Annotated in this window: 11 protein-coding genes; 2 read left to right on the forward strand and 9 right to left on the reverse strand. The window is 44.4% G+C overall.

The window, feature by feature from the left end; translation table 11 throughout:
* Positions 1–25: 25 nt before the first annotated feature.
* The 6 genes from atpC to AC5JM2_RS01705 form a co-directional block, all read right to left on the reverse strand.
* Positions 26–439 carry an ATP synthase F1 subunit epsilon gene (gene atpC, locus AC5JM2_RS01680; protein ID WP_495833176.1) on the reverse strand — a complete coding sequence of 138 codons (414 nt, stop codon included), beginning with the start codon at positions 437–439 and terminating at the stop codon, positions 26–28.
* A 158-nt stretch (positions 440–597) separates the two neighbouring features.
* The gene (atpD, locus tag AC5JM2_RS01685; protein ID WP_495833177.1) at positions 598–2,046 is read right to left on the reverse strand and encodes a F0F1 ATP synthase subunit beta; all 1,449 of its coding nucleotides are present in this window, start codon (positions 2,044–2,046) and stop codon (positions 598–600) included.
* A gap of 293 nt (positions 2,047–2,339) precedes the next feature.
* Positions 2,340–3,677 (reverse strand): RNA-guided endonuclease InsQ/TnpB family protein, encoded by a 1,338-nt coding sequence (locus AC5JM2_RS01690; protein ID WP_495833178.1) that lies wholly within the window; start codon positions 3,675–3,677, stop codon positions 2,340–2,342.
* Positions 3,678–3,866: 189 nt separating this feature from the next.
* Entirely contained in the window at positions 3,867–6,176 is a 2,310-nt protein-coding gene (locus AC5JM2_RS01695; RefSeq protein WP_495833179.1) for a xanthine dehydrogenase family protein molybdopterin-binding subunit, read from the reverse strand.
* Positions 6,173–7,171: an FAD binding domain-containing protein gene (locus AC5JM2_RS01700; protein WP_495833180.1), complete on the reverse strand. Its 999-nt coding sequence runs from the start codon at positions 7,169–7,171 to the stop codon at positions 6,173–6,175. Before AC5JM2_RS01700 ends, AC5JM2_RS01695 begins: the two co-directional genes overlap by 4 nt.
* A 105-nt stretch (positions 7,172–7,276) precedes the next feature.
* Entirely contained in the window at positions 7,277–7,870 is a 594-nt protein-coding gene (locus tag AC5JM2_RS01705) for a (2Fe-2S)-binding protein (protein WP_495833181.1), read from the reverse strand.
* Positions 7,871–8,480: 610 nt separating this feature from the next.
* On the opposite strand from AC5JM2_RS01705, the gene AC5JM2_RS01710 reads away from it, so the two are divergent.
* Positions 8,481–9,305, forward strand: coding sequence for a SirB1 family protein (locus AC5JM2_RS01710; protein ID WP_495833182.1), 825 nt, complete (start codon positions 8,481–8,483; stop codon positions 9,303–9,305).
* Between the two features lie 273 nt (positions 9,306–9,578).
* On the forward strand, positions 9,579–9,821 hold the full coding sequence (locus AC5JM2_RS01715) for a peptidoglycan-binding domain-containing protein (protein ID WP_495833183.1): 243 nt from the start codon (positions 9,579–9,581) through the stop codon (positions 9,819–9,821).
* A 91-nt stretch (positions 9,822–9,912) separates the two neighbouring features.
* Here AC5JM2_RS01715 and AC5JM2_RS01720 read toward each other — a convergent pair whose 3' ends face one another.
* The 3 genes from AC5JM2_RS01720 to AC5JM2_RS01730 all read right to left on the reverse strand — a co-directional run bounded on the left by AC5JM2_RS01720 (position 9,913) and on the right by AC5JM2_RS01730 (position 17,884).
* On the reverse strand, positions 9,913–10,368 hold the full coding sequence (locus tag AC5JM2_RS01720; protein ID WP_495833184.1) for a chemotaxis protein CheW: 456 nt from the start codon (positions 10,366–10,368) through the stop codon (positions 9,913–9,915).
* The gene (locus AC5JM2_RS01725) at positions 10,368–13,547 is read right to left on the reverse strand and encodes a hybrid sensor histidine kinase/response regulator (RefSeq protein WP_495833185.1); all 3,180 of its coding nucleotides are present in this window, start codon (positions 13,545–13,547) and stop codon (positions 10,368–10,370) included. Before AC5JM2_RS01725 ends, AC5JM2_RS01720 begins: the two co-directional genes overlap by 1 nt.
* Before the next feature lie 218 nt (positions 13,548–13,765).
* Complete coding sequence (locus AC5JM2_RS01730; RefSeq protein WP_495833186.1) at positions 13,766–17,884, reverse strand: GAF domain-containing protein; 4,119 nt, start codon at positions 17,882–17,884, stop codon at positions 13,766–13,768.
* Positions 17,885–17,919: the final 35 nt, after the last annotated feature.

Genomic DNA, 17,919 nt, shown 5'->3' on the forward strand with positions numbered 1-17,919 from the left:
ATAGGTCAACCCTACCTACAAGCAGCTAGACTGTACCACCTGCAGCTTGAAAACGAGCACGGGCACGTTTGTATGCTTGGTTTGCTTGGATTTGGCTTTGGCGCTCTCCTGCTTGTACTTGATTCAAACGGGTTTCTGCTTCATTGAAAGCAGCACGGGCTTCCTCAATGTTAATTGCGTCACCCCGCTCAGCACTGTTTACCAGAATTGTGACTTCATCTTTTTCAACTTCGGCAAAGCCACCTAACAGGGCGATCGCCGTCCAAGGCTGATTTTTATTGGCACGTACTCGCATAACGCCTGTATCTAAGGCTGTTAACAGCGGTGCGTGTCCGCTGAGGATACCAAGTTGACCAGTAGTGCTGGGCAAAATGACTTCTTCAGCTGGGGCATCCCACACAGTTTTATCTGGGGAAATTACACGAACAGTCAATGTCATATTTCAGTTATCAGTTATCAGTTATCAGTTATCAGTGAGCCAGCGCTGGACTCACCGTAAGGCGTGGCGTTAGCCATAGGGTTACTGGTCATCAAGTATCAATAAACAGTTATCGTACTTATTTTGATAACTGTTTACTGATGACTGTTCACTGAATATTAGCCTTTGAGTTTTTGGGCTTTGGCGATCGCCTCGTCAATATTGCCAACCAAGTAGAAAGCCTGCTCTGGCAGATCATCCAATTCTCCAGCAAGAATTCTCTGGAAGCCTTTGATGGTTTCTTTCAGCTCCACGTACTTACCAGGAGAACCGGTGAACACTTCTGCTACAAAGAACGGCTGAGACAAGAAACGCTCAACTTTCCGTGCACGCGCCACAGTCAGACGGTCATCTTCAGACAGTTCATCCAAACCGAGAATGGCGATGATGTCTTGGAGTTCCTTGTAACGCTGTAGTGTTGATTGTACAGCACGAGCAGTGTTGTAGTGTTCCTCGCCAACAATGTTGGGCTGCAACATGGTGGAAGTAGAATCTAGGGGATCCACCGCTGGATAAATTCCCTTAGATGCCAAACCCCGCGATAGCACTGTTGTTCCGTCCAAGTGAGCGAAGGTGGTAGCGGGTGCGGGGTCGGTTAAGTCGTCGGCTGGTACGTATACTGCTTGAATTGAGGTAATTGACCCTTCGTTGGTGGAGGTGATGCGCTCTTGCAGTGCACCTACGTCGGTTCCTAATGTTGGTTGATATCCTACCGCAGAAGGCATCCGTCCCAACAGAGCTGATACTTCTGAACCTGCTTGCACAAACCGGAAGATGTTGTCAACAAACAACAGTACGTCCTGCTTGTTCACATCGCGGAAGTACTCTGCTACTGTCAACCCCGACAGACCAACCCGCATTCTTGCTCCGGGTGGTTCGTTCATCTGACCGTACACTAAGGCAATCTTGGATTCGTTGAGGTTATCTTTGTTGATTACCCCAGATTCAATCATTTCATTATAAAGGTCATTGCCCTCACGGGTGCGCTCACCTACTCCAGCGAACACTGACACTCCACCGTGCTTTGTGGCGATGTTGTTAATCAGCTCCATCATAATAACGGTTTTGCCTACGCCAGCACCGCCAAATAGACCAATTTTACCACCGCGCCGATAGGGAGTTAGCAGGTCAACAACTTTAATTCCGGTTTCAAACACGGAGGGTTTGGTTTCCAATTCTGTGAATTTCGGAGCATCGCGGTGGATGGGCAATTTTTCCTCAGAATTGACAGGTCCCCTATTGTCCACAGGTTCGCCAAGGACGTTGAAAATCCGACCCAGCGTGGCTTTACCAACAGGCACACTGATGGGAGCGCCAGTATCAGTAACTTCCAGACCACGCACTAAGCCATCGGTAGAACTCATGGCGACAGTTCGGACTTGGTTGTCACCTAGCAGCTGCTGCACTTCGGTAGTAACTGAGATTTCTTGTTTGGCTTCGTTAGTGCCTTTGATGGTCAAAGCGTTGTAGATTTGAGGCATTTTCCCGTTCGGGAACTTGACATCAACAACCGGACCAATAACTTGGGTAATGTAACCAATGTTTGTTTTTTCTGCTGTGGTGACCATGCTGAGCCTTAATGATTGAAGCTATATTTCAGATCGGGTCGTCAAGGACATAAGAATTTGCTCTTGTCTCTTCAAGATTAGCACTGAACGATCCCCTCTATTGCGCTTAAATTTATCCTTAAAATTCCGGCTGTGGCGTGATAATTAGGTTATGTTCTACAATCTTTAACAAAAAAAAGTTCATCAGAAACAACTGCCGTGTCTATATGATGGCAGACACAGCAGCTAAACCAAATCGAGAAAACACAGAGCAAATTTCATTGACATCTCCCTTGCCTGAAGGCGAAGGGATTCTAAATGGATACTACGTGGCAGGATGAATCCATGCCACTTCGTTTTAGTTTAGCTGTCACCCAGATTTTAATCCGAGTGGGACGTGTCAAAGCGCCCCTACCCACTCGACCAAGTTCTAAACTCAGTGTTGCGGCTACTTTTCGTAGTATGTTAGCTGCTCCATTACAATCTGCGTTGATTGTTCCGTACCACATTGATTTGTACAATCCGCGTTTTGTACGTCGTCCACTCGGCTTCCACGTTTCGGGTTTTTCACCAAAGGTCGGTAGAAAGTCAAAATTTAAGAACGATGCTTTGGATGTGTATGATTCTTCTGTCTCAACAAAGTTGATACCATGTCTTTCGCATAGCTGCCTAATTCGCTCCTTAAGTCTGTATGTCGGAATTTGGACAAAAGTTTGATTGTTTTTTCGCCCCATATTTGATTCTTGGCGTTGACCCTGATTCCAGCCAAACACAACATTTCCTAACTTCATCTGCAAACAATAATCAATGACTATTCTTGTGGCCTTGTTTATTGCATCGCGCATTTGTCGATTACGTTTTTCGGTGATTGCGGAAAGTTTATTTGACCAAAATCCTTGTGGTTTTCCTTCTTTCAAACGAGCAACTTGTTTGTTGTACCACTGATTAATTGACTTGACGTGACGACCGTCAACGATGAAACTATTTCCATCAGATGAACTATCAACGCACGTTAGCCAGTTCGTCACTCCTGGATCTATCCCCAAAGCCCATTTCTCATTCAATCGTGGTCGCGAATCTGGTTGTTGCTCATACACAAACTCAGCATAGAATTCGCGGTTACGTGGAATAATGCGCAACTCTTTGATTGACACAAAATTAAGATTAGACGGAGCAGGGATAGTGAAATAATTTATGCCAAACCACGCTTTAACGGTCTGTCCTAGAGGAATTCGTATTTCGCTTCCTACCAACTTTAAAGCTTGTTTTGGGTAGGTACAGGATGCTAACCCATTTTTTCGATAACTGGGAAGCTTCGGACGTTGGTCAAGTTCTCCCTTACGCGCTTTCTTCTCCAACTCGTAGAAAGATTTAAAGCTTTCGGCAACGGTTCGCAAAACTTGCTGAGCGCATTGTGAGTGCAAAGACTGGTAATGACGATTAGTTTTGTATTCCTTCTCTAAGTCATACTTGCCTAAATACTTGCGTTGCTTAAACCAGACTTGACGACCGTAATATATTCCACAATTAGTTAACTTCGCCGATTGAGTACAAAGATATTCAAGAAGTGGATGAACGAGCAACGAACGATTTAATAATACTTGCTGACAACCATAATCTTTTGGCAATTGAATCACCTCCTTGTATCTCATTATTCTACAATGTTCTTAATATCAATTTCGGAAAAGATTCCGGCACTTTAAAAAGTGCCGTGTCGCGTTTCATCCCCTTCTTGAAAGATAGGGGCTTTCACGCTCCTGTTAATTTTCTGGTAAGAGCTAGAGATTTTGTTTAGGTGATTTTTCTAATCTCAATATGGGGCAGGGACTACCGTATTGCCTTTACAGCAGCTTGTCAGGAGTTATTGGCAACTCGCGAATGCGCTTTCCTGTTGCATGATAGATAGCATTAGCAACTGCTGCTGCAACACCAGTAATCCCGATTTCGCCAACACCGCGCACGCCCATCTTACTAATGTGTGGGTCGGGTTTATCAATGAATAGCACGTCAATGTCAGAGACATCTGCTTGCACAGGAACGTGGTAATCTGCCAAGTTACGCACAACGAAACGACCGCTTTGTTGGTCGAGTACTGTCTCTTCCATTAATGCCATGCCTAACCCAAAAGTGATACCGCCTAGAATTTGGCTGCGTGCGGTCTTGTGGTTGAGGATGCGTCCAACATCAATAGCGCTCACGAAGCGCGTTACACGTACCTGTCCCAAACGTGGATGAACGCGCACCTCAGCGAAGTGTGCACCAAAAGATTGAAATGCATACTGTTGCATGTCGGAGTTTTCATCTTTACCAACGCAGATTCTCACGACTTTGTTGTCTGTTCCTTGTTGTGACTCCGAGGCAGCAGTGTTTGCGATCGCTTCAACTTCTACTATGGGCAAATTATTACGCTGCAAAAGTTCTGCGTAAGTTTCACCTCTTGATGGCTCGTTGTTGAGGAAAACACGTCCGTTCTCGGTTGAAATTGCCTCTTGGGCGACTCCATACAGGGGTGACGACTCGTCATCAATCGCAAGGCGAATCACCCGACTACGTAATTCTTGTGCTGCTCCTTGCACAGCGGGTGAAACGCTTGCGGCTGATTGCGAACCACCAGCCAGAGGTGCTTTGGGCATGGATGATTCACCCAGCTTAAATTCAATTCGTTCGACAGGTAGCCCAAGCACATCAGCGGCGATTTGCGTCATGACAGTGTAAGTACCTGTACCAAGATCATGTGTTGCACTCGATACGATAACGCGTCCATCGGCGAAAAGTTGCGCTTTTGCTGACGCTGGAGAACGCAGCCCCGGATAGGTTGCAGTCGCCATTCCCCAACCAATAAGATAGTCAGAGTCGCGCATAGAAAGTGGTGTGGGGTTACGGTGTGACCAGCCAAATCTTTCTGCACCCAGTTGGTAACATTCCTTGAGATATTTGCTTGACCACGGCTTACCTGTGTGCGGATGCACATCGGCATGGTTAATAATGCGGAGTTCTACAGGATCGATTTCTAACTCATAGGCTAACTCATCTAGCGCCGATTCTAACGCGAACATGCCTGATGCTTCTCCAGGTGCCCGCATGAATGTTGGGGTGCCAGTGTTGACTCGAACTAAATGATGCGCTACTTCTAAATTTTGACATGCATAAAGCATCCGCGTTGTCAACCCGCACGGCTCAATAAATTCATCAACTTCGGAAGTTTGCAATGTTGTCACGTGTCTAATGGCAGTGAGCTTGGCGTCTTTTGTCGCCCCTAGTGTAAGCTGTTGAATCGTAGGTGGACGATGACCGCAAGAAGTAAACATCTGCTGACGCGTGACCATAAGTTTGACTGGACGACCTACTACACGCGCGGCGACTGCTGCCAAGATAGTGTGCCACCATGTAAAACCTTTGCAACCAAATCCACCACCCACATAGTGCGAGATGATACGAACATTTTCTGCTGGTATGCCAAGCGCGTAGGCGACAAAATTGCGCGTACCAATCACCCCCTGCGTCGCATCGTAGACTGTCAGTTGCTCATCATTCCACACGGCAATGGAAGCCGATGACTCCATTGGGTTGTGGTGTTCAATTGGCGTTGTATAAGTCTGTTCAATCTTTACCTCGGCTGCGGCAAAGGCTTTGGCAACATCGCCCCGTTGTACTTGCAGTTCTGAACCAAAGAACTGTTTTGGTTGATATGCCTTCGGTGATTCTGATTCTATTTCAATGCTTGGCTTTTGTTCCTCATAAGTGATACGGACGAGCGATGCGGCGTATTTAGCCTGTTCTAACGTTTCGGCGACAACTAGACCGATATGTTGCCCATCATAAAACACTTCGTTTGATTGCAGTGGGACTAAATTCTCACCTGAGGTGCCGCCGATACTTGGATCTTTTCCTGAGTAGAGTTTTGGCGCGTTGAGGTGGGTGATCACCGCAAGCACACCTGGTGCTTTCTCTGCCTCAGAAGTATCAATGTCTATTATCCGACCTTTGGCAATAGTACTCTGGATGAGAACAGCATGAGCGATGTTATCTTGCGGAATCTCGGCTGCATAGCGAGCCGCACCCATAACTTTGAGTCGTCCATCAACACGGTCAATTGGTTTACCGACAATCGGCTCTCTTTGTTTTGGGGGGGAAATGATACCTGTACTCATGCTTGACCTCCTGAGATTGCTGCTACGGTCTTGAGTGCTTCTTCCAAAGTTCGTTTTGCTAACTCAATTTTGAATTGATTGTGTCGATATGGTCTAGCTTCACGCATCGCTGCATCAGCAGCTGCTGTGAAAGTCTCTTGTGTAGCTGGTGCACCAACTAACACTTGCTCTGCTTCTAATGAACGCCACGGCTTTGTTCCGACACCACCAAGAGCAATACGCGCATTGCGAATCACTTCCTCATCTATTTCGAGGACTACGGCTGCAGATACGAGCGCAAAGGCGTAAGACGCTCTGTCTCGTATTTTTAGGTAATGCGATCGCCAAGCAAATGGCATTTCTGGCAAATCAACTGCTGTAATTATCTCACCGTGTTCGAGTACCGTTTCTAAATGCGGTGTCTGATCAGGTAACAGGTGAAAGTCGGTGATGGGAATACTCCGCTCGCCTCTTGGTCCTTGTGTTTGCACAACTGCATCCAGCGCAACTAGCGCAACACACATATCACTGGGATGTGCGGCGATACACTGTTCGCTGGTGCCTAAGACTGCATGCATCCGGTTGAAACCTTCTAATGCGGCGCAGCCTGAACCCGGCTGACGTTTGTTGCACCGAAAGGCTGTGTCATGAAAGTAAGAGCAGCGTGTTCGCTGCATTAAATTCCCGCCAACTGTTGCCATGTTCCGTAGTTGGGCGCTGGCTCCCGCAAGAATGGCTTCTGACAGCACAGGATAGCGCTCCTGAACTAACGAATTGTATGCAACATCGCTGTTGCGCAATGTCGCTCCAATTCTGATACCACCGTTATCTTTAGTGAGAATTTCTGTAGATGGTAATTTGCGAATATCTACAAGTTGACTTGGTGTATGCACACCTTCCTTCATCAAATCAAGTATGTTAGTACCACCTGCAATGAACATTGCTTGTGGCTCGCGAGTAAGTGTTGCGATCGCGTCGTCCGAGTTAGCGGCGCGTACATAAGTAAATGGATTCATCCGTTTTGCCTCCGTTGTTTTGCCTCAAACAGTTATCAGTTACCAGTTATCAGTTATCAGCTACTAGTTTTCACTGTTCACTGTTTACTGTTCACTGTTCACTGTTCACTGATTTGCTGAGGCGTTTGCCTTAGAATTGTCCTCGCCATCGCACAATTCACGAACGGCTGCAAAAATATTTGCATAAGCGCCACATCGGCAAATATTGCCGCTCATTTGTTCGCGAATGTCAGTGTCAGTTTTCGCGTGTCCTTCTAAGAGCAGTCCCACAGCAGACATAATCTGCCCTGGAGTGCAGTAACCGCACTGAAAAGCATCGTGGTGGAGAAATGCTTCTTGTACTGGGTGCAAATCTTCACCCTCGGCTAAACCCTCGATAGTCGTGATTTGCTCACCGTCATATGAGACAGCAAGCGTCAGACATGAATTGATACGATATCCGTCAATAAGTACAGTACATGCACCGCACTGCCCGTGGTCACAGCCCTTTTTCGTACCTGTTAGCCCAATATATTCTCGTAGGACATCCAGTAGAGTGACACGTGGGTCAATCTGCAAATTGTATTCTGTACCGTTGATATGTAATGTTACTGGGATGGTATTAGTATAAGCTACAGAAGAGGGAGAGGGCGCATTTGACTGTGGTATTTGGTCGAGTATTGAGACGCGTTTTGACGTAGTTGTGTTCGTGTTCTCCATGTTCTGGCTCCTTTAAGAAGGCTGTTGGGTATTTTATAACCACAGATGAACATAGATACATTAGTTTATTTATGTACATCTATGTTTTATTTTGATCAAATTAACCGTATTAAAAGTTTAATTTTGTGAACGATTGTTTTTACTTATAACCGATAGCAGATCACCCAACATAATTGGTTACGTACATTAAGCTCTGTATAGGACTCGTATTTTATTTTTGACGAAGCTAGGTACACTTTTATTGCTTCTTCTCTGTTGCCTGTTCCCTGTTAAGCGTCTCTACTTTGTGATTCACTAAATCAAACCGGATTTCTATATCATTAACATGAGCTACCACAAACAAGCAACTTCTTTATACTTTTTAGATAGTATTCAAACCAGATTAAGATCTGAAGAATTTAACTTTTCTGTAAAAAGTGATGAAAAAGATAGAGGAAAATCTAGCGGTAATGTGCTAGAGCTACTGTCAGTTCCACTTTTGACTTGACTGTCGGCTGAATTTTGAATTTCCATTTTTTAAATCGCAATAGCAAGTTTAATATAGAACTAGAAAAAAGCTTTATACGCGTTTTCGTGTTTTTTTTGAACCTATATTCAAGAACATCTGCTTATGAACTTCTCGTCAGCGCGGCAATATTTTGAGCAACAAATCCAGCAGCCTGATGAGCATATTGACTTAGCAAAGGCAGCTTTATATATTGCACAGGAAGAATATCCCAACATCGATCCAGAGGAATATCTTAACGCCTTTGATACAATGGCTGTGGAGCTAGAAGAACGCCTACCATCCCAGAGATATCCCCTGCGAGTTATTCAAAGTATCAATCAGTATCTCTATGATGATCTGGGATTTGCTGGAAATCAAAAAGATTACTATGACCCTCGCAACAGCTTTTTAAATAATGTCATTGATCGTCGGTTGGGAATTCCTATTACCTTAGCACTTGTTTATATGGAGGTTTCCCGAAGAATAGACTTTCCTACAGTAGGAGTAGGAATGCCAGGACATTTTCTGATTCGTCCTGATATTCCAGATACGGAGATTTTCATTGATGCGTTCAATTTTGGGGAAGTCATGTTTCCACAAGATTGTCAAGAACGCCTGAATCAAGTTTATCAACAACCCGTGCCGCTGCAACCAGAATTTTTGGCAACAGTGAGTAAGAAGCAGTTTTTAGCACGGATATTGGCGAATTTGAAATATATTTACCTGAATCAGCAGGAGTTGGAAAAAGCTTTAGCAGCCGTTGAACGGATTTTACTACTTTTTCCTGGTGCAGCATTAGAATTGCGCGATCGCGGTCTTTTGTGTTATGAACTCCGTCTATTTGCTCAAGCTGCTAACGACTTGGAAACTTATCTGATAAAAGCTCCCCAAGCCCAAGATGCTGTTACAATTCGACAGATACTAAGTTTGCTTAAAAGGATGTCTTAAGCCATACCCACCCCTTGAAGGGGTGGGATTTTGGCGGAAGTTCGGGTTTGCTTTTTGTCCTTGTTGACTATCTGGCTAACCGTTTTCCACAGACTCGTGGGCTTCCGCCTGAAATTACTGTGACATTCAGTCGTGTTGAATTTTAAGTCATCCAGTTCCTAGTAGAAATATCTAAATTTTCATTACAGTGCATAAGTAAATTTTACTAACACCTATTAAAACTAGAAAGAGCATTTGCACGGAATGACCTTTTTTTTCACGGAGTTAAAACTTATGTCAGGACAAGCTCTAGGTACTGTGAACATGCCCAAATTAAGCAAAAATAGTCAAGGTGAAGCTGTCAAGATTTTACAACTGCTTTTAGACAACTTTCATGGATACTCTATTGGTGTTGACGGCATTTTTGGTTCAAATACAGAAAATGCTGTCAAAGACTTTCAAAATTCTCGTGACTTTGTTAATGATCCTCCAGGAGTTGTGGGTTATCAAACTTGGGAGGCTTTAGCTAATAGATAATAATTAGTGTTTACAAAAGGTGGGTCATCCCACCTTTGTCTTTCGACTAGAATAGTGGGATTTTTTTCATACTTTAGTACCTGTGTATTAGTTAAACAGGTTCTGCGATACGCTTCAAATCGAGCAGAAAGATTGTTTTTACAACCTCTTCCTCGGATAAAACAGCGACATGACTGACCATTTCAATAATAGGTTTACGATAATTGCTAGACCTAGGTAAAAAGCGAATCGTTTCTTTTGATAATTCCACTATATCGGGTGGTTTATCTACCAAAATTCCGTAGAGTTCCCGTTGTGAATTGTGTGCTACCACCAAAAAAGATGGGTGTTCAGATGAGTAAAGGAAATTATCTTCGCCTAAGTATTGATGTAGATCCAAAATCTTAATCATGTACTTACCGATCTGGACTAGCCCCATTGTTGGCATGCTTTTGCTATTTGCAGATGATAAATTCACTACCTTGAGCACATCACTCATCGGGAGCGCAAAGAGATAATCTGCAATGTTAAAAACAAGAAACTTGTCTAACTGTGACTCGTTGTACATTAATCTCTCCTAGCAAGAACTCCAGTATTTTTCTCAAGGACATCTGTCAGTGTGCTCAACAGTATATGCTCCAGATAAGGTTTGATAATATAAGCATTAGCTCCCAACTTGAAAGCAAGTTGGCGGTGCTTCTCACTACTTCTGGAAGTTAGCATCACAACAGGAATATTTGCCAAATTTGGGTCTTGCTGACGGTCTTTGAGAAACTCAAACCCATTCATTCGTGGCATCTCGATATCACACAATACTAGATGAATATCTGTGTGAACTTGGAGTCGTTCAATTGCTTCGTAACCGTCTTTTGCCTGAAGTACTTGATAGTCTGCTTTTTCTAGGGTCAAAGCTACAGTTTGGCGGACGGTAATGGAATCGTCCACTACGAGAATAGTTTTTTTTGGTCTTGGTTTGTGGTGACTTAGAGTTGGTGCTTCTGGCAGGGCAGTACTAGCTTGGGATAGTAATCGCGGCTGTTCTATCCTGGAGGTGAACATCAGGGGCGTTGAACTCACGAAGGCGCGATCGCCCTTGGCGGCGGCAACAACCTCGCCCCTAAAAGCGCTGTTCCTAGCCCAATGACTATTATCTTGTTTTTGCCGTTGCGACAAACATTCCATCAATGCTAACCCATCAAGTACTAGCGTTAGCCGACCATCAGGTAGAATACTACTCCCGTAGATGTAGCGGGGAGGGACAATCATTGCTCCTAATGGACGGATAACCAATTCCTGATCACCGATGAGCTGATCTACTTGCAAACCGAAAAGTTTATCTTGAGAACGAATCAGAATAATTGGCAACTCAAGCTTCTGAGAAACACCATTTGGCTTGGTATTAAACACTTCAGGTTGACTGACAGATGAGAAATAATTCAGGACTTTAGTGAGTTGGTAACAAGGAATTAGTTTCATAGAAGCACCCTGACCCCACCGCAGGACTTTGCCTTCTTCCCAGGAGCGAATCTGGTCTGCTCTAGGAATAAGAACTTCCTCGATAGAATTAGTAAACAAAGCGTAGATTTGGTCGCCAGCTTGACAAAGCAGTAAGTTGGCCAGCGTTAAGCTCAGAGGAATTTGCAGTCTGAACATTGTACCTTGGGTGTGTTGAGAATAAATTTCAACTGAACCTCTAATTGCTTGCAAATGAATACGAACAACATCCAGACCAATTCCTCGTCCAGAGAGGTCATTGATACCAGAAGCTGTAGAAAAGCCCGGTTGAAAAATGAACTCTGTTAGCTGAGCTTCATTTAGACTGCTAGCTTGTTCTGGCGAGACAAGTTGACGTTCTACCGCCTTGGCGCGAATCTTTTCAAAATCTAATCCTTGACCATCATCCCTAACTTCAATCACTAAGTACTTACCCTGATGGTAAGCAGAGATTTCAATCTGACCTTTCTCTGACTTGCCCCGTTTTTGTCGGATTGAGTTCAATTCAATTCCGTGGTCAAAAGCATTGCGAACCAGATGCAACAGAGGGTCATACAGTTTGTCAACCACTGCTTTGTCAACTAAGGTGTCACTTCCAGATAAACTCAGTGTTACCTGCTTTTTGTGTATAACTTCTAGCTGACGCAAGATACTGGGAAAGCGTTCAAACAAGTGTCCCAAGGGCAACATCCGGGCTTCCATGAGAGAATCATGGGTATGAGTTAATAACCGACGTTGTTTTTCCAAAGTCTCGTGGGACTGACGATTAAACATTTCAATAGCATCGGTTGTTTCTCCCAATTGCACCATGTCTTCTAGAAGTGATTGAACAAGATTATGAAACTCGCTGTAACTAGTCGTCAGTTCCAGAGAATCGAAATATCCTTTGTCTTGCCCATTCCGAAATAACCACTTTTGTTCTGGAACACTGAACTGGCGTTGCGACAAATCTTGTAACTGATGAAGCAACTGCTGATGTTGTTGTAGTTTTAAAAGAAGTACTCGAACAGCAGCCGACAGTTGTTCCTTTTGGAGAAATTGGCGATTTTGGTTTGTTAGCAATTCTCCGATGAGGTAATTCAGTTGTTCTAACTCCCCAACATGAACCCGCACAGTACGAGTTGAGGAGGAGATGGGAGCTTCGGTAGGTGAGGAGATCAAAAGGTGGGGAGAAGTCCAAGCGGAGGCTTGTTCCTCCGTTATCGTCACCTCCTGGTGAGGCTTGGCTTCAAACTCCACAGGACATGAAGGAAAAGAGTCGGGTTGATGAGTGGTTTGATAATCATTGGCTGATTCCTCACTATCTGGTTGCGTCTCAGGTGTCGTTTGAGTTACTCCTTCGGGGCCTCTCCTGTACAGACGCTGCATGAACGGCAGTTGCTCCTGGGGGAGATCCTCTCTGTTGGACTGCCTCACCTCTTCTTGAGCATGGACTGGTTCATTTCGGGACGCTTGAGGTAAATCCTGGAGTCGTTCCCCCAGTTTTTCTAACGCTAAGGATACTTGACCGCCTTGACTTCTGTCACCGTTTAGCACGGCTTTTCGTGCTTCTTGGAAGTTTGCCAAAGCAATGTAGCCAACAACCATTGCTTGCTCGGGATAGTTGTCCAAAGCAGTCAGCGCCGTTTGAGCTATAGCTCCAAACCCTGGTAAATTTAGCGACTCCGCTAAACCAAAGAAAACTTCTGCTTGTACCCTCAGCGTAGTAGCAACTTGTTCGGAGTGACCACTGCTTATAGCTGTCGCTAGCAGATCTAAGCGTTGAGTGACTCCAACTTCAAAGATGGACTGCGTTAAATCAAAGCCCAATTCTTGTGAATCGGGAAGATAACCTTCCTCACCAAAACAGTCTCCTAACTTTTCTTGCAGTTGGGCAAAAATACTGGCGATTCGGTCGAGAATATCAACATCATTCACCCATCCTCCTGTCAGTTCAGCGGTTAGGAGTAAGCGCAAACACTCATAACTCTCGAAGAGTAAAGCTTCAACTTCTTGATCAATCGATAAGTCAGGTTTGCAAATTGCTCTAAAAATATCTTCCAACGTGTGAGCCACGGTTGTAATCGCTTCCAAACAGATGCTGGCTGCTGCTCCTTTGAGGGTATGAGTAGCACGCATCAGCGTATAAACTTTATTGACACTGAAGTCTTCTCTTAGACTGAACAATTCTTGTTCTATAACTTGCAGCAGTTCTGGTGCTTCTTGGAGAAAGTAGCGGTGGCTTTGCTCTTGAATGGTTGGGTCGTTAGTCATTAGTCGTTAGTCGTTAGTTATTAGTGATTAGTCATAAGTACTTAAACAAAAGAATAAATATAGGCGTTGCTAGGTAGATTAGGACATGAACTAATGAGAAAATACGGACATCACTAGATTTTCAACCCAGTTCCCAGTTCCCAGTTCCCTGTTATTTGATTTTGAGTTCTGACCACTGTATTCTTTTGAAAAAGCAACAAATGACTAATATTTATTCATCAATTGACCTTGAACTGGTCAGCACTAGTTTGGAGATTTTGAGCCATTGCTAGGATTTCCTTAAAGGATGTGGAAATTTCCATCGAATCCTCCTTTGTATTGTTGGCAATATCTGCCACTTCTGTCATGGTTTGTGTGACTGATTGGATGCTTTGACTTTGTACTTGTGTTGTTTGCGTAATACCTTCCACAAGTTGGCTGATTTGAGTCGTGGCTGCAACAATGGCGTTTAGATTTTGGCGAGCTTCGTGTACCTGCGTTGTTCCTGTTGCAACTTGCTGAATCGCATTTTCCATAGCTACAGAAACTTCTGCTGTGCCCTTTTGGATTTCTTGAACCAGCTGCTCTATTTCAGTTGCTGCTTCAGCAGACTGACGCGCTAAAGAACGCACTTCATCGGCGACAACTGCAAAACCACGTCCATACTGTCCGGCTCTGGTTGCTTCAATTGCTGCATTTAAGGCAAGCAGTTGAGTCTGAGTTGTAAAGTTACTAATCAAATTCACGACTTTGGAAACCTTTTGAGAAGATTCCGAGAAGCGCTTGAGGCGCTTACTGGTTTCTGCCACTGTTTCCCGAATGTCAAGAATTCCATCCACAGTGCGGTTCATAGCTGCATCCCCTTGCTGGATGGTCTGGTTTGCCACCTGCACTGCTTCTTCCACCTGTTGGGCGTTCGTTGTTACGGCTTTTGTGGAATTGACCATCGTTTGGATTTGCTCCAAAGCATGAGTTAAGAATTGAAACTGCTGCTGCGCTTGGGTGGCTAAACCAACGATAGAAGATTCGTTTGCTTGGGAGGTTTGGGCGAGTTGTCTCGATGCTGTTTGCACCTGCATGACGATTTTTCGCAGGCTTTGCAGGGTGACATTATAAACGTCGGCGATCGTACCTACTTCACCTTCGGTCACAGGTAGGCGAATAGTGAGGTTTCCTTGTAATGCTGGTTGCACTGCTGACAGCAACTGCATAACTTCTCGTTGAAGTTGCTCTTTAGCTGCTCTTTCCCTTTCGCTTGCTTGAGCCAATTGCTGTGCTTGAGTTTTTAGTTGCTCCAAGTATTCTGCTTGTTGTAAAGCAAGACCAACTTGCACCCCTACCTGAGCTACCAAGTTGAGATCTATTTGCTCCCAATGACGTGGTGCATCATTCTGATAAGCTCCCAATAATCCCCAAAGTTGGTCGCCCTTGAAGACAGGAGCAACTATAGAAGCCTTTGTTCCCCACCTTTCTATGAGTTCAATGTAGCATTCATCGCATCCAGAAGCTCTGAGATTATCAATGCTGAGAGTTTCTCTACGGCGAAACCGACCACCTTTTGTTTCTTGAAGACAAGTATCGTCAGCTCGAGCTAGGTCAGTTCCCACAACTTTAACCCAATCGCTGCCAACATCCTCAACGACAAATTCACCATTCCAGTCAGGATCAAAGCGGAAGATAGCGATTCGGTCAGCTTTAAGCAGTCTCCGTAATTCCGAGACAGCCATCTTGAGCAGGTTGTCAAGTGAAAAATTCTCTTGAATCAGAGCTAAGCCGAGTCTATACACCAGTTTGCTGTAAAGTGTTTCCTGTTCAACTGACTTGGCTAACTTCTGTGATTGCACACGCAGTTCTTTAATATACTCTGCCTGTTGTAAAGCGACTCCCACTTGCGAGGCAATCTGCATCAGTACCTTAATTTCAGCTTCTTCCCAGTGCCTTGGTCCACTGTGTTGAAACGCTGACAACAAGCCCCAAAGTTTTTGTCCTTGGAAGATAGCAACCACTAAGAACGATTTAACCCCAAATCCCTCTAAGGTTTCTATATGGCAATCGGATAGATTGGCGTTGTAGATATCATCCGCAAAATAAGGTTCATTGTCACGTAATCTACCACCCTGATGTTCTTGCACATAGCTATCTTCCCAACCGCTACCGACCAATTTAGGCCATCCGCCGGACTCAGACTCAACAACAAAATCACCAAAATAATCTGGGCGAAATTTATAGATAGCCAATCGCTCTACACCCAGAAGTTTCCTAATTTCCTGTGTTGCTGTTTTAAAAATGGTGTCTATATCCGATGTTTGACGTATCTTTTCAATAACCTTGGCTGCGCCTCGTTCTCGCTCTGCGGTTCTGGCTATGTGAGTGGCTTGTTCCTGTAGTTGTTTGAGGTACTCTGCCTGCTGTATGGCTATCCCTAGTTGATTGCTAAGTTGGGTCATCGCCTTAATTTCATGCTCTTGCCAATCACGCGGACCAGAGTTTTGATATGCCGCTAATAAACCCCAAAGCCTGTCTCCTTTAACAATCGGAGTAATGACGTAAGCTCTTGTTTGCAACCGCTCCAAAGTGTCAATGTAACAAGGTAAAAATCCTGCTTGGTAAATATCGCTAACAACCCGAAAGTTTGTTCTCGTGGAAAATCGTCCCCCTTGAGTTTGTTGGAGATAGGTGTCTGTAATACTGGCTTTTCCTCCACCAAGAATTTTGGCACTGCACTCGCTAACGTTTTGTGGCAGGGTGGGGTTGTCAAATTGCTCCTGCATTACAGATTTCCATTCACTGGATACCGACTCAGCAACAAACTCACCGCTCCAATCTAAATTGAAGCGATAAATAACGACACGCTCTGCTTTTAAGAGATTTCGGACTTCATAAGTTGTCGTCTTGAAAATGGTGTTAATGTCAGAATATTGACGAATTCTATCGATCGCATTCGCCACGATTCGCTCTCGCTCAGCCGCCAGTTGCTCTGATTTCACTTTTAGTTGAGCTGCTGCCTTAATCTGCTTGAGAATAATGCTGAGACGACTACTGACTAGTGACAACAAAGCAACCTCAGAATCTTGCCAGCGTCGAGGTCCAGAGTTCTGATAGACACCTAGTAAACCCCAAAGTTGTTCCCCTTCAAAAATTGGGGCAATGATGTAGGCTTTACTCTGGTATTTCTCTAGAGTTTTGATGTAGCAGTCAGAAAAACCAGCAGCATAGATGTCGTCCACACGATTAATTGTCTTACCCTTGACAAAATCTCTTCCTTGTGTATCCTTCAGGTAGGTGTCACTGTCAAACCTACCAACATTGCCAAACATCTTCACCGTGCAGCGGTCATAATCCAATGTATCTTTTGATTTAAAACTGACGTCTTTCTCTTGCTCTTGCATCAAAGCAGCCCAGCCCGAGCCGACAGATTCAGCAATAAATGCGCCACTCCAATCAGGGTATAAGCGATAAACAACGACTCGGTCAGCCTTGAGAAACTGTCGTAGTTCTTGAGTGATGTTCCCAAGGGTAACGCTTGTATCAGAAGATAGTGGTATTTGTTCCAAGATTTGAGCTAAAACCTTTTCTTGCTTAGCCTCCTCTTTTTGTTGGCTAAGAAGTTCTACTGTTTGTAAATTTAGCCTTAGTTCAGTGACAATTTGGTAAAGCAGGCTAACTTCAGCTTCTTGCCATTGACGAGAAGCTGAACATTGCTGCATTACAAGCAAGCCCCAGACTTGTTCATCTATGACAATGGGCAAACTCAGACTGCCTTGGACTTGGTAATGTTTGAGTAGTTGGAGTTGATAAGCACTCTTGACGTTTTCGTAAACATCGTCTTGGATAACGACTTGCTGTTGTTGGTAGCTGTGTTGATTTTCACTGCCAAAGGCGATCGCACTCAGAGATTCCCCTATGCTTGGAGTATACCCTGCTACCATCGATTCTGCTGCTACGATGCCATGCCTTTCAGACTGAAAACGATAAATGAGCGCCCGATCTACCTGTAAAAGCTTACGAATTTCAATGACTGTGGTTCTCAACAAGGTGTCAACATTTTCTGCTTGGCGCATCTGAGCGAAAATGGTGAATAATTTTTGCCGAGTCTGCTTCGTATGTTCCTCACAAGCCACAGCTAGATGAGTTTGATATTCTGTTTGCAACTGTTGAACGCACTTTTCCAGCAGAAGAACTTTTTGCTGAGCTTCAGGTTTTAGTGAATCTCCTAGAAGATCTGCTTTAATAGCATTCACTAATTCAGAAGCTTGATGTAACTCGGAATAACCGATGAACTCTGCTGTTTTTACATCACCATTTTGGGACTGGGAATCAAATATCTGCTTGGTTTGCTCAAAATCCTGTAAAACCATGTTTACATCCTTGAAGATTATCGTTTGACTCTTGA

It is taken from the genome of Brasilonema angustatum (assembly GCF_059505445.1).